Annotated in this window: 18 protein-coding genes; 3 read left to right on the top strand and 15 right to left on the bottom strand. The window is 48.1% G+C overall.

Annotation, left to right across the window (positions count from 1 at the left end; genetic code table 11):
• Positions 1 to 79 precede the first annotated feature (79 nt).
• Both MNY66_RS16620 and MNY66_RS16615 read right to left on the bottom strand, forming a co-directional pair.
• The gene (locus MNY66_RS16620) at positions 80 to 1300 is read right to left on the bottom strand and encodes a hypothetical protein (RefSeq protein ID WP_137022561.1); all 1221 of its coding nucleotides are present in this window, start codon (positions 1298 to 1300) and stop codon (positions 80 to 82) included.
• A gap of 53 nt (positions 1301 to 1353) precedes the next feature.
• Positions 1354 to 1962 (bottom strand): hypothetical protein, encoded by a 609-nt coding sequence (locus MNY66_RS16615; protein WP_137022560.1) that lies wholly within the window; start codon positions 1960 to 1962, stop codon positions 1354 to 1356.
• A gap of 142 nt (positions 1963 to 2104) precedes the next feature.
• Here MNY66_RS16615 and MNY66_RS16610 point away from each other — a divergent pair, with 142 nt between their 5' ends.
• Both MNY66_RS16610 and MNY66_RS16605 read left to right on the top strand, forming a co-directional pair.
• A complete protein-coding gene (locus MNY66_RS16610; protein ID WP_241502024.1) occupies positions 2105 to 2494 on the top strand; it encodes a type II toxin-antitoxin system RelE/ParE family toxin in 390 nt (129 codons plus the stop codon).
• Positions 2484 to 2813: a helix-turn-helix domain-containing protein gene (locus MNY66_RS16605; protein WP_067421833.1), complete on the top strand. Its 330-nt coding sequence runs from the start codon at positions 2484 to 2486 to the stop codon at positions 2811 to 2813. Before MNY66_RS16610 ends, MNY66_RS16605 begins: the two co-directional genes overlap by 11 nt.
• A gap of 38 nt (positions 2814 to 2851) precedes the next feature.
• Here MNY66_RS16605 and MNY66_RS16600 read toward each other — a convergent pair whose 3' ends face one another.
• The 7 genes from MNY66_RS16600 to MNY66_RS16570 all read right to left on the bottom strand — a co-directional run bounded on the left by MNY66_RS16600 (position 2852) and on the right by MNY66_RS16570 (position 9576).
• A complete protein-coding gene (locus MNY66_RS16600) occupies positions 2852 to 3034 on the bottom strand; it encodes a hypothetical protein (protein WP_137022558.1) in 183 nt (60 codons plus the stop codon).
• Positions 3021 to 4670: an AAA family ATPase gene (locus MNY66_RS16595; protein ID WP_241502023.1), complete on the bottom strand. Its 1650-nt coding sequence runs from the start codon at positions 4668 to 4670 to the stop codon at positions 3021 to 3023. Before MNY66_RS16595 ends, MNY66_RS16600 begins: the two co-directional genes overlap by 14 nt.
• Before the next feature lie 87 nt (positions 4671 to 4757).
• Positions 4758 to 5309: a hypothetical protein gene (locus MNY66_RS16590; RefSeq protein WP_137022556.1), complete on the bottom strand. Its 552-nt coding sequence runs from the start codon at positions 5307 to 5309 to the stop codon at positions 4758 to 4760.
• Positions 5310 to 5517: 208 nt separating this feature from the next.
• The gene (locus tag MNY66_RS16585; protein WP_241502022.1) at positions 5518 to 6582 is read right to left on the bottom strand and encodes a hypothetical protein; all 1065 of its coding nucleotides are present in this window, start codon (positions 6580 to 6582) and stop codon (positions 5518 to 5520) included.
• A gap of 213 nt (positions 6583 to 6795) precedes the next feature.
• Positions 6796 to 7077, bottom strand: coding sequence for a hypothetical protein (locus tag MNY66_RS16580; RefSeq protein WP_137022554.1), 282 nt, complete (start codon positions 7075 to 7077; stop codon positions 6796 to 6798).
• Positions 7078 to 8147: 1070 nt separating this feature from the next.
• Positions 8148 to 8528 carry a hypothetical protein gene (locus MNY66_RS16575; RefSeq protein ID WP_241502021.1) on the bottom strand — a complete coding sequence of 127 codons (381 nt, stop codon included), beginning with the start codon at positions 8526 to 8528 and terminating at the stop codon, positions 8148 to 8150.
• A gap of 877 nt (positions 8529 to 9405) precedes the next feature.
• Positions 9406 to 9576 (bottom strand): hypothetical protein, encoded by a 171-nt coding sequence (locus tag MNY66_RS16570; protein ID WP_175403205.1) that lies wholly within the window; start codon positions 9574 to 9576, stop codon positions 9406 to 9408.
• A gap of 630 nt (positions 9577 to 10206) precedes the next feature.
• Between MNY66_RS16570 and MNY66_RS16565 the strand changes: the two genes are divergently transcribed.
• A complete protein-coding gene (locus tag MNY66_RS16565; RefSeq protein WP_241502020.1) occupies positions 10207 to 10443 on the top strand; it encodes a hypothetical protein in 237 nt (78 codons plus the stop codon).
• A 70-nt stretch (positions 10444 to 10513) separates the two neighbouring features.
• Here MNY66_RS16565 and MNY66_RS16560 read toward each other — a convergent pair whose 3' ends face one another.
• The 6 genes from MNY66_RS16560 to MNY66_RS16535 form a co-directional block, all read right to left on the bottom strand.
• Positions 10514 to 10780, bottom strand: a complete 267-nt coding sequence (locus MNY66_RS16560) for a hypothetical protein (RefSeq protein ID WP_137022546.1) — start codon at positions 10778 to 10780, stop codon at positions 10514 to 10516.
• Positions 10781 to 10783: 3 nt separating this feature from the next.
• Positions 10784 to 11137: a hypothetical protein gene (locus MNY66_RS16555; RefSeq protein ID WP_137022545.1), complete on the bottom strand. Its 354-nt coding sequence runs from the start codon at positions 11135 to 11137 to the stop codon at positions 10784 to 10786.
• Positions 11130 to 11438 carry a hypothetical protein gene (locus tag MNY66_RS16550; RefSeq protein WP_137022544.1) on the bottom strand — a complete coding sequence of 103 codons (309 nt, stop codon included), beginning with the start codon at positions 11436 to 11438 and terminating at the stop codon, positions 11130 to 11132. Before MNY66_RS16550 ends, MNY66_RS16555 begins: the two co-directional genes overlap by 8 nt.
• On the bottom strand, positions 11428 to 12204 hold the full coding sequence (locus MNY66_RS16545) for a hypothetical protein (protein WP_137022543.1): 777 nt from the start codon (positions 12202 to 12204) through the stop codon (positions 11428 to 11430). Before MNY66_RS16545 ends, MNY66_RS16550 begins: the two co-directional genes overlap by 11 nt.
• Positions 12204 to 12449, bottom strand: a complete 246-nt coding sequence (locus MNY66_RS16540; RefSeq protein ID WP_137022542.1) for a hypothetical protein — start codon at positions 12447 to 12449, stop codon at positions 12204 to 12206. The genes MNY66_RS16545 and MNY66_RS16540 overlap by 1 nt, the downstream gene beginning before the upstream one ends.
• Before the next feature lie 109 nt (positions 12450 to 12558).
• Positions 12559 to 12798: a hypothetical protein gene (locus MNY66_RS16535; RefSeq protein WP_137022541.1), complete on the bottom strand. Its 240-nt coding sequence runs from the start codon at positions 12796 to 12798 to the stop codon at positions 12559 to 12561.
• Positions 12799 to 12819: the final 21 nt, after the last annotated feature.

Here is a 12819-nt window from a genome sequence, read left to right as displayed (position 1 = left end):
TTATTAAAAATACCCGCACCCGAAGGTGTAGGCTCATCAACACAGAGATAGTGTTACACAGCCCAAACGGGCGACGAAATTAGGCGAAGTCAGACTGGGACTGCGTTACAGTTACAAAGGTATGCCCATATTTTCGGCTGGCTTCCATCAGATCGGAAAATACAGCAATAGGCTGTCCAGCGCCTTTTTCAGTTACTGAAAAGGACTCCAGAAACTTCGACACATTCCAGCGCCAGAGCATCAACTGCTGGATGGATTTGTCGCGGGTAACGTAATCTTGAATTTTTTTAGCCAGTGCTTCAGCTGGCGTATTTTCGGAGAGCAGATACACTGCGATCTTCCCAGCGTCACGAACAGCCGGACCGTCATCATCGACACCCAGTGCGGTACCCGTCGCATAGAACAGAAAATCGGTATCGCGGATAGGCTCTTCCCCGGAAACCTGGTTACAGACCATCTGGAATTCGTCGTACAGGAAATAGAGCGCGGCATCACTAATACCAGACAGTTCAGGGTAATACTCCTGCAAGGCAGCGATAACTTGTTTGTCATCCTCTTCAGGCACCCAGGTCGTTGCGTAATCGGCGTTGAGCCGTTCAAGCGGCAGGAATGAGATGCTGGAGATGGCTTCATCGTCGTGTTCAGCAGCACAGTTCATCCAGTCAAGTTTACCTTGCCATTTACCTGAAACTTCCCCGATCCCCGTAAACACGATTTCTGTCAGTAGAGGGTGACCGGGAATGTATTGCTCAACGCTCAACATTTCGACACTGTCCGTCGTCATGTCATCCCATTCAGCCAGCGGGTCGGAAGGGATATCAGCCAGGCTGACGATGCTTTTGTAAATCTGCCTTTCAAAATAAAACAGATTCGGCTCCATCAACTCTGAGGCGTCTGGTGTGATAGAGCGGCCCAAAAGCAATTCTGTCATTGCTTCTTGTACCTGGCCGATGGTGTCGAATTTTTTCGGGATCACTGCATCGAATTTGGTGTGGTGCAACACCCAGTAATTGCCATTACCGATCGCCTCAAAGGGATACGGTACGATTTTCCAGTCGGTAACCGCCTGCATCGGAGTGATGTAGGCCTGAGCGAGAAGTTCTAACGCTTTTTGCGGTTCAGTCGATTTTTCGCTGACCATCAGTGAAACCAGCTTTTCAAACACAAACACCTTACCGTCTTTCACAAGGTATTGAACGCTGGGAATACCGTCAATGGCACGGAGAATTTTGCGTAAGTTATCTTTGATGCCTAGATCATTGAACATCAAATGTAGTTCGTCGGTCACGATTTGGCTCATAGTTTATTCCTTCACCAGTTACATGGCCTCTGCCAGCCGAGACGGAGGTTATTTTAGCGTTGCAGCGAATTTACGACGGCTTTTAAGCCTGTCAAAATATTATCCGCTTCTTCCGGCCCAAGCGGCTCGTCGCTGAAGTTATTAAATGCATGATGGAACACCTGAACATGGTCTAAATTCATCTCAGGCAGAACAGCAGACTGGCGCAGTACAGCGTTGAGGTCGTCGGCTTGCAACAACATTTGAGCCCCATTCATAGGCAATTCAGGCTTACTCAGTCCTGCATCAACAAAAACAACGCGAAGCAGCTGTGTTAAGGCTTCCAGCTCTTCACGCAGTTCCTGGCTGGCTTGTTCGAAAACTTGGCCGATAGCGTTCTTTACAACGTCTTTCGTCGTCCAGCCGTGGTGAATCATCATGCTGGCGTAGACTGCGAGGTCTCTCGGGTCACCCTTATCGACATGCCGGAGAAAATCGTTGATGCAAGCCGATCCCCAATCGGGTTTTGTCCATTCATTCGAGAGCCCGCGCTTCAGTTCGGTAGCTCGCATTTTTTCAGCCACAACTTCAGCCGTTTTCAAAACCAGAGCCTGGCTGTCCTTATGCAGGTCTGTAGGTAGATTGATAACGAAACTCGTTTTCAGTTCTGTGTTGTTATGCATGAAAACTACCTTTTTCGTAAAAGCACTAATTATTCACTAATGCTTCACACCCACGAAGTTTTTAATGTTAGCAGGCTAATAAATATTGCACATTTAAGTAGTACCCGTTACCATAGTAACCAGTACCATTTAAGGAGATAATGTGGCGTTCTATAAAATCTCATCTTTTGTCCGAAGCACCAAAAAAATACCTATAACAGACAAACAGTTACTTGATGCTGCTCATGAAGTTCAACAAGGACAATTTGAAGCTGATTTAGGCGGTGGAGTGATAAAAAAACGCCTTGCAATGAAAGGGCAAGGCAAAAGTGGAAGTGTTAGGGTTATTATCTTTTTTAAGATAAACAATCATCTTTTTTTTGCAGATGGATGGACCAAAAACACGGTCAATGCCAAAGGTACAAAAGAGATTGAAGATGATGAGTTGGAAACCTATAAAAAATTAGCCGCTGAGTTTCTGAACTTTGATGGAGAAATCATTAACAATTTAATTTCTAAAGGAATTCTGGAGGAAATTACTGATGAACAATAAACTTAATAACATGCTTGAATTGGCTAAAGAGTTAAATGCAGCTGGTGCATCACCTGAAAGCCTGGTTAAAGATATTGAAAGCACCATCCGTGCTCGTGAAATTAACGATAAAATAAAAGAAGTTTCAGCGATGAGCGGCTCTGAGATCAAGATGTTGCGGACTAAATATTGTATGTCTCAATCTGTGCTCGCTCGTGCATTGGGAATGTCGAAAGAGAGCATATCCAAATGGGAGCGAGGAGAAAAGAAACCAAGCGGCCCTGCATTGAGGATGCTACGTATTCTTGAAAGCAAAGGCCCAGAAGTTTTAGTGGTCTAAGGTTCAAATAAAGCCCCTAAATCAGGGGCTTTTATCTTTCATCGGGCATTACTTTTTAACGAGTCCAACGCTGCTTTTTGCCATCGCATGGCATGTTCCAGCAGGATTGCAGCCTCTTCCTTACCCAGGAAGGCGTCACCAGTAAACACCTGTGCATCGAATTGATCACAAATTTCAGCGGCCCTGATCTGCTCAGGGCTTTGTTCATCACGCTGCATCATCTTGTTGCCTTTCGTTTTTAGAGCGGATTTGTACCCCCCGGAACATCGCACAACGGCGGAACATCTCAATGTCTGGGATAGCCCCATCACCGTGTTTGGCTCGACACATACGCAATGTCAGGCGCAGCAGCATCTTGATATCGCGTGGAGGCATAGTTGGGAATCTGTCCACCAGCTGATTTAGCAGATCAGCGCTCAGTTCGACACCAAAGTTGTCTGCCATCACTTGCCAAATCTTCTTGGCGTCATCAATCGTAGGCACGTCATAGCGAATAATCGCCGCGCAACGAGGGATGATGGCTTCATCCAGGTCGTTTTCACGGTTCGATGTCATGAACATCAGGCCGTCGAAATACTCCATCGTGCGCAGGAATTCGGCCACAACGGCGTTATGTACCATATCCAGACCACGAGCCATCACGAACACGTCGGCTTCGTCCAGAAGCAGAACACAATCCCAACGGCGCGCGCGCATTAGTATGGTTTTTAGGTGCTTATCGATCTCTTCAGCGTTAATGCCCAAAGTGCCAGCATGAATGGAGTACAGTGCCCTTTCAGTGAGCTCTGAATAGACTTCAGCGGTCAGTGTTTTTCCAAGCCCCGGCTTGCCAACGCACATGATGATATTCCCCGCACTTTTTCCTTCGATAATGTCGCTGGTAAAAGCGGTAATATCGGTGGTCAGGACATCCAGCAAATCGCTATGCGACTCTGGCAGAATCATCTTGTTACGCAGATTTTTGTCGTACAGATATGGCTCGACATTATTCGAATGCACCCAGACATATTGATGGAGTGACAGGTCGAAGAAGCGAACTGCGGTAGCTTCGGGCAACACACCAAAACCATCAACCTCATCAGTACCCAAGAGGTCGGTTTCAACCACCTCACTTATAGGCCCGCACTCGCTGGTGGGCAGATCGTGGATCAGTTTGTGACCCGCTATATTTAAATTACGGTCGTAACTACCATACCCATCCATTTTGTTTGCCGCACCGATAGCACGGAACTGGTGTGGGAACTGGCCTTGAACCAGCTCGTGATAGCGTTCTAATTGCTCATCGTATTCTGCGCGCAGCTCCGGTGTTTCTTTGAAAAGACTTTGCTCGGCCAGGATTTTTGAAACATGACGGCGAGCCACTTCTTGGGCATAAAACTTAATGCTGCCAGTATGGACGGCATAAGGCTTATCACGATTCGAATTATCGCCGAAGCCATACCATGAAATATTGATATCGACAGACGGTGGCTGGTTACGATAGCTGCCACTGGTATTGTGTTTAACGGATGTCACTAGCGCGGCATACAGATTACCATCACTGCCACGACGGTAGATCCAACCGTCTTTTGCATCACGCCGTAGGTATTCAATCAAGACGCTATCAAAAGCTTGAAAACTCGCAACAGGCTTAGAAAAATCCCCCTTCTTTGCTGCGACGATCGAGTCAATGACGCGAACAATTTTCTTTTGCCCCATTTGGTCGCAGGTTTGTCGAAGGTCGCTGACAGCTTCTTCACTCAGTTTGTCTACGTCGATATCAACTTCCTGAGCGTTGCTTGCGTTCGAGTAGGCCTTGTTGAGTAACTCTTCGTGTGTGGCGTTACGCAGAATGCCATAGGTGATAGTAATAGCCATGAAAGCTCCTGAGGATGGTTGTCTAGGTATTATCTGGGGCAAAGGTCAGCTAACGAAGAAAGCCCGCCGAAGCGGGCTGTGAAGGCTTTATTCGCCGCTCATGGTTTTCTTATACAACTCCCATGCTTTGGCTTCAGTCAATTCAGCCAGAATGACGATGTCTTTACCGTTGTGATCGCGACAAGACTTGAACAGCACGGCCTTATCTTTGGTTTTGCTTAAATCAAAACCTTTCACGGAATATAAGGCGTCACCTTGTACATACAGCAACTTTTTTGGGAACTCACGTTTGAAGCGAGTGCGCAGCTTTTTCTCAGCCTGCATATCAGAAACGATGCAATCCACCAGCATTTCCAGATCAACGCTCAACAGCATGTTGGTACCTGTTTGCGGGTCGTTAAAGTCGGACACCAGATCAGGTAAGGATTTAGCGAAGGTTTCAGCCTCTTCTAACAACTTATCTTGACCATCCATTGCGAGGATGAAGGTACAACCACCCGTGCCGCTGTTATGGGCATTAGCGATAACTTTTCCATCAAGACAAACTTTAGCTTCAAAGCACCAAGTTTCTTCACTTGCGAACGCGGCAACTTTCAAAGAAGTCAGAGTGATGCGGGACTGGCTGATTTGCTGGGACATGGTGGATCTCCGTTTGTGTTATTCGTTTTGTTTACCGCTTGTGAATCCAGTATCACCCCACTCCAACCGCTGACAAATAGGCAAACGCAAAAAAAAGTATCTTTTTATGACTATTTTTATCTAGGGATAGAAACTATTTCGCATGCGAAATATTGATACCCTCACAAGGAAAAACCCGCACGGGGCAGGCTTTAGGGGCATGCATTCGTTATTTTCTAATTGCGTATTGCAAGATAAATGTGCCACCGACAAGCATGACGACAAATATGATGGAGAGAAAAACGGTGCTTTGTAAGTCCCCAGCACTGGGAGCGTACCCGCGCGCCTGGTTATACCTGTCGAACCACCGATACAGCGGCCCTAACGCGACATAGGCGGCTTTTCCCGCATCGACCGAGATAGCATAACAATCGCTTAAGCAAGCGTATGGGTTAATGTTGCCCACGATGGACAGCGCCTCCTTTGGGTCTCCGGCATGCAGGTAATATCGTGCCAACGCAATACGCTTATTTACGCTTGAGATATCGGTTTGAAGTAGCGAACGTAGGTACCGAGCATCGTGCTCCGTCATTTTGACATCGCTACCCGGCACCGCAAAATTCCGAGACTTGTGGTCGAAGTAAACGTCAGCTATGCGCATATTTTCAAAGTTCTGTTGATACAGTCGCTCAATGTCGGGCTTATTGACGGCGGACTCAAAAATCTCTGCTTGATATACGTCCTCAATTGTCGCCCCCTGAAGCAGCGTGTAATAGGTCCTGTCTGGACTTTTCACGTACAGGAGGTCTCGCAGATCAGCAAACTTCCCTAAGTTATCATTGGTCGTGGTTTCCCAATATTGGTACTCGCCGAAGCTGTCTTTCCAGGCAAAGAAGGCATGGCCGGGCGAGAATACGACGGAGGCAGATATGGGGAGGTGATTTGTAGCGTCGATCATCAGATAGGTGCTGGTTTCACTTCCTGAACGATGCCGCGCATAATTGCTGGCAGTTTCTGCACCGGAAAAATAATAAAAATGCTGGCCGATCAGGTTCCCAGCACAGGCCACATACTCGGCGTTTCCCTCATCGCTTCCGTTGGTAACACATGTCTCCTTAACAGCAGACAGGTAGGCATTCACGTTGACTATCGCCTGCCCTGCCGTGCGTTCATCGGTGGCCGTAAACTCTCGGTCTAAACCAATCAGCCGATGAGAAAGCAATTTAATATCAAATTTCGCGCTCTGGTTTTTTATCCAGACGGTCCCCGTGCAGGGACTTAAATTCGCGTTCATTGCCCTCTAATTTCAGCACCTGCTTGAACGCGTAATTATATATAAAAACAGAATTTATTATTGTTAACAGCAAAACAAACAAGCCAAGGATTACCTTGTTGGTTCTGTTGAGTGAAATTTTGTGGCGCATATACTTCCCCTCAATTCATACCCGGTATGATTAGGAACAAAAAAGGCCGTGAATCCGGCCTTTGCTTTAGAGATGATGGTTGCTTATTTCGCTGCTTTTAGTGCAGATGTGCGCGGCCAGTAATGTTTTGGTTTGGCCTTACCCGTTTTCCCTTGAGGGACGCGGACAACATAACTCACTTCGTCGCGGGGATAACCCACGCCAGAGCTCTTGAACAGATCAGGGAAGCTTTCCTGATGTTTGTTGGTGAAACGCGCATGAGGTTTGAGTACGGCAACAACCGTTCCAGTCTTTTCACGCTCATAGCCTTGCGCCTGGCTTGTCCAGATAACTTCATCACCAACAGCAAATTCTTTCTGGCTCATATTGCCCTCATCGTTATTGAAATGTGATGTGCGGTGCCGGGTGCCTCCCGGTGAATCGGTGTATCAAGCCGACTCGCCTTCACCGAACCCCAGTGCTTTTCATGCTGAAAAGGGACAACCGAGTTGTCGTTAATCACTGTTTGATACAAGACCCCTGCGCATAGCGGGATTCACCGCACAGATCTAGTTTGTCCCATGAGCAACAGTTGACGAAATTTCAGTCAATAAAAAGGCCAGCAACGAATGCTGGCCTAAAGTAGGCTTACGAAAAACGCTGTTAATTAACCAGGACTTTATTCTCCAGCTTTGATGAATGAGACCGTCCCGGATTTGAGCGGCTTTTAATGGCACCATTGCTTTTGCTATTCTCTTTCAACCAAGACCTGATTGACATGTATCTACTCCACAGAGTTAACGTAAAAAGGCCTCTCAGCCTTTGTTGAGCACGATATTGCGCTTAGAGAATTATAAAAAATCAGGGGGATGCAATTACAGTAAAAACCCCCGCAAAACGGGCTCGTTTCCGGTAACAAATTTAAGGCAAAAAAAAGCCAGCAATCGCTGACTTGAGTCTCTTTGGTGAGTGACGAGCTTGAGGGGGATACCAGTTTGGCGTAAGCATATCCACTCATTCATGGCTCAACTAAAAGGAAAAAGGCAAGCAAACAGAAGGCCTTTTCTGCCCGTATAGATGGCATGTTTGGTGGCGGTCGCGGCTCCGTTATCCCGAATCCCCCCAAAAATACCGAGGGGGTGATTTTCGAACGCACATAGGGATGGGGTGTTAAAACCCCTTCCCTCTGTTATTCAGAGCCCATTTCTTGGGCGTTATTGGTCGCCTGATAATAGTCCCTATTTTATCCGGCGAACGCGTGGGTTTCGCGGTGCGCTCTCCCCTGGGTGCTGTGGCATCCCTATAGGCTGGTTTCTGTAACCAGCTGAGATCGCGCCGGAGGCGCTCATCAATGGCTGGGGAGCATATTCGAAAAGGCGGCTTGGCAGGAAAAGGATTCAAAGGAAAACAAAAAGGAGAGCCTGAGCTCCCCTCTGATTTATTTCACAATCGGTTATTACATGGAGCCGTAACCGAAAACGCCACCAGCTGACAACTGACCACCTACCGTGTGGTCATAGACCATTTGGAACATAGTGTCATTCATCTTCTGGACTTCGCTGCTGCAACCATAGCGGCGCACTGGAGCGGTCTCGAAGTCGTCTTCTTCTTCATCGTAGTAGTAGTTTGTAACGGCTAGATGAGCAATGGCGCTGATGTCTTCTTCCTCTGTGAAACGAATACCCAGGCGCTCGTATTCCATTTCTTCCAGCTCTTCCTGAGTGAAGAACTCCGGTTGTTCCTCTTCAAAATCGACCTGGATATCGGACACAAAACTAGTTGAATGTGCCTTTGCCTTGCGATTACGACCGAATAGGTTTTTGATGCTGATTGCCATTTTGTGCCCTCCAAATCTGTGATTGAGTGTGTTTTTTAACTAAGTTAATTATCTCACACCCGCAGATCTGACGAAGCAAAATGAACAGAAAAACATCTTTTTTGACTAATAAAAAGAGCTCCAATCGAGTTAGAGCTCTTAGTTCTATTGAATGGTATTGAGGGTTATTTGTGGGTGCGCTTTGTTGCCATTGGGTTAGCTTTTACTGTCAATGGCTCCCCTTCCCCAACTCCCAGAGCCGATCGTACCAACCCTGCATTAACCTGATGCATAACGTCGGTTTGGCTAGCGTTTCTGTAGGTGACGCGATGATGACAATTCGCCTGAATTGTGGCGCATGGGTCGGGAGAGCTACGAACGTGATCTTTGAATTCTTCGCTGTGCATAATGACCTCCTGTAGATAGAGAACTCATTATCCCCCGGAGTTTCTGCTTAACGAAGTACGATCACCATTCCTTGCGAGGTGGTGTGTTATCTCGGAGTTCATTGGAAAGGCGGCAGCTAACGCTTCCATCAAACCTGACGGTGAGCGTGGCTGTGTCGGGTTTCCCTTTGGCGTTTCGCACGGCAACATTCACGCGGCCATATCCAGGAAGGATGAGGAATATCCGGTTAGTACTCTCGCTCAATATGAGTCCCTTTTCTTCTAGGGCTGCGAGGGCTTTTTTAAACGTGGTATCTGTCATCGCGCCAGTCATTCGAAAAGGATAGTTAGCGAATGAAATCACATGTACGATTTTTGCGCAAGCCTGACCCTAACCCTGAGGGTGGAATTAAACGCAAAAAAAAAGCCCCCTGAGTGGGAGCTAAACACCGCCAGTGCTCTATGCTGGCGGTAATGGTCGGGTGATTATCAGCGACCCCTTGGGATTTGGATTACTTCAGTGGCTGGATACCGAACAGCACGCCACAATACACGAGACCGAACACCATCAGGGCGAAGAGAACAGCGCTGGTGGCCTCATGCATAATTACTGCATTGATGACGCTTGCTGCGCGGGCTTTAATGGCATCAAATGAACGGTTACGAATAGCTTGAGCTTTCATGATGACTCCTAATTGCGTGTTAGTTTTCATAACTTGTACAACTAGTTTCCATCGCTCCTAACGGCTGACGAAGGCTCAGCGGCTGGGTATTTTCAAAAACAATGTAGGGCTCCGAAAGCGCCTCATTTCCCAACGCAAATCGTCACGTATGCCCCGCACGAACCGCAGCAGTAGTCATTGACGTAGCGACCGTCGTCAGTCCAGTTATTGGCACCGCATGTACACCGGAGCACTCTTATCTTCCCGGCGGGGATCGTCACGCTGGGGAAATCCTGAACGTATGCGCCACCGTCAAAGTTGAATGCGGCCACTTTGACTGTATGACGACGTCCGGTATAGGCGGTATAGCGAAAGTACAGGTCCCTGGTCGTTATGGTTCCGGCACCTTGCTTGATAGCTTCATGCATAGTAGTTCCTTATAGACAGGTCCAGATGATGAACAAGATGGCGAACATCCACATGCAAATAAAGCCTGATACGCCATTTATGAAAAGGGAAAAAGCATATTGATGCCATTTTGACAGGAATGAATACCTTGATTGTAGAGGCTCTATCGGCGGTGACGAAATATGGATAAGCGGTACTCACAAGCAAGTTAAATGGGCAGAGGTAATATGCTCCGAGTTAATTTTGAAGATGACTGAAGAGGAAGCACGCCTGTGCTGCCGTCCAAATAACATATTGCGGTTAGCTAAGATATGGATACAAAACCGGAAAAAGACACCCGCTGAATTTGTTCTGTTTATGCGAGAGACAGACCGGTTGCGAGAGGAACACGCGCAGGCGAACGAACAAAAAGATGCAAAATTAGTTAAATCCACCGCTGAAGCTTACAACGCGCTAACTCGTAAGTGGGGAATCATCTAACTGACGGATCCTTGAATTGACGAAATGGAAGATAAAAGCCCCGGATTTCGGGGCTGCATGAAAACTTCTATTATTTTTTCTTTGACAAAAACACCTTGAAGACGAGCGCACAAGGCAGCACACCAAACAAACAGCAACCCGCGAAGATGCCAATCTGCTCCAGTATGGCAACGTCATCATTGAAGTTGAACATCACTAATAAGTAAGCACTTGTCGATGCCGATCCCAAGAATACGCGCTTCCAGCTCCAGATATTGTCTCGGATGCCACTGATGAAGCCCTCACGCTCCAGGCCGATACCCAGCAAAGCCCAAAATAGCGTATAGACTACCCACATGATTTAAGCCCTTTTCTTGCGCTGCATTGTAAGCAATGTGTATCGCAAACCACACGGCTCACAATTAGCTTTCATTGAGCCGGAACGAACCTGTTTCAGTGGTCCCCCGCATTTTTGGCATGGTACATCCCTGATTCGTTCCTGCATTCGCTGGTTAATAGCCTCTGCTCGCTGCTCACGCGCAGGGGCAGGTTGTCGCTTCACCGCTGGCATGTTGTACCCTAGCGCTTTGGCTACGCGGCGATACTCCTTACTGATCCACTTACCGTCAGGCTCATGATGGAGACCATCCCCCATCATGTCACCCAGACGGACTAGCTGCCGGTGCAGTTCGGCCTTATCACTGGCTTCACTCATCGGTTTCCCCCTGTAGAGCTACCAGCTTAACGGACAGTTCGCCAGCACGCTGAAGAGCATCACAATACCGGCCATGCAGTTTGGTGTATTTGCGACAGACCATACTCAGCATTTCCAGCACCTGCTCTTTATCCATGTCATTGACACGGTCCCAAAGCAACACGACGCTTTCCGGCGAAGTTTCTCTGTCGTCCTTGCGGCGAGCCAGCACCTCTTCGGCAATGATACGCAGCGGAGAGTTTTCCGGTTCGTATTTACAGATGTCGATCAGCTGTTCTTCACCCATCACTTCATGATTCATCGGGTTTACCTTCTGGTTCCGCCCCCAGGGCAGCTTCGTAGATGCATAACGCGATCCCACCGCAGCAACGCGCTTCCTTCGCGATAGCTTCGCCGATATCGTCTGTCATTTCGCGGGGCATGGCTTTGTATTGTGGCGCAGGCAAAGCCGCTTTTAATACCACCAGCTTATCCAGGCCAGAGGTATCTTCCGGCAGCATATTCGGGCTGTCTTTGAAGATGAGCATACGTCGGTCATTCGTGACATAGCCAACGTGTTCACATTCCACGTTAATACGAGGAGCCTGCGCCATCATCGCCGCGTAATCGTCAGGATGGACGCCTGCCATCACGGCAAACCCAATCTCTTCAGTCAGTTGCTTAGGGGCAAGCAAGAAACCTTCCGGCACTGCGAACGCCGGGATCGCAGGATGCAAAACAGGTGAAGATGGTCTGATTTTCGATAGTGCGGCTCGCGCCTGCCATACGTGCCATATACCAGCAATGTAGGCCTTCTCTTCTTCATCAGAGATAGCTCCACTTTGGTCTGCGGAATAGTCAACAGCCAGCCAATCTTCGAAAGCTTTACGTTCGTCAGTTGGGCCAGGCGCATACACAGTGGCATTCTGCAATTGAGACGTCAGGTCGTGTAAGGCCGAGGTGATTTGTTCCACCAGCGTATGGTGCATGATGGTCTCACCGCTACTGGTAACAGCAGCACAGCCTTTGATTTGATTGAGGTGGATAGCCAGGCGGGCAATCTCATCCATGCGTTCTACTGAAAGCATCACTCTTCCCCTTGATCAAACATGATGCGTGAATATTTGGCTGTGGTTGAAACCTCCAGCCAGCCGTTGCAACGCTGCTCAGAGATGATGGATAAGCGTGCAGTATGTTGGTACTGGCTCCCTCTCACCTCTTCGATGGTGTCCTCAGAAAAAAACATAGACCGGTCACAATGAGGGCACTTACAGCCCCATTGCCCATCAGCGCGACCAATGCGTGTAACCTCTCGGATTTCTTCGCTTGCCACTGTTACCCCCTATGGATGGATTGAGTCTTCATTATCTGGCAGGTCATTTCCGTGACGAAAAAAAAGCCCGACAATGTCGAGCCTTTAACGGTTTTTTTCGCTGAGATTATCAGCGCCAGGTGTAGATGATGGTCTTACCGACGACCTGCGTTTTATCCACCTTGGAGTAGGTGGTCTCTTCTTCAACACTTTGCAGTCGTTCGGCCACGTTTTCGACAGGTTTGCCCTTTGCCGTTACCAGGTGAGCCGGTTCAACGATTTCGCCCACGAAACGGATCACGCCGTCATACGCAGTTGCCGAAGTTGCAGCGAGCATGAAGATAGAGCCAACGAGCATTTTTTTTAGCATATACAGATCCTCAGTGGTTAT

The organism is Moellerella wisconsensis (assembly GCF_022592395.1).
Taxonomy (GTDB): Bacteria; Pseudomonadota; Gammaproteobacteria; order Enterobacterales; family Enterobacteriaceae; genus Moellerella; species Moellerella wisconsensis.
The sequence above is the reverse complement of the archived record's forward strand: the minus strand, read 5'-3'. Positions and strand labels throughout refer to the sequence as shown.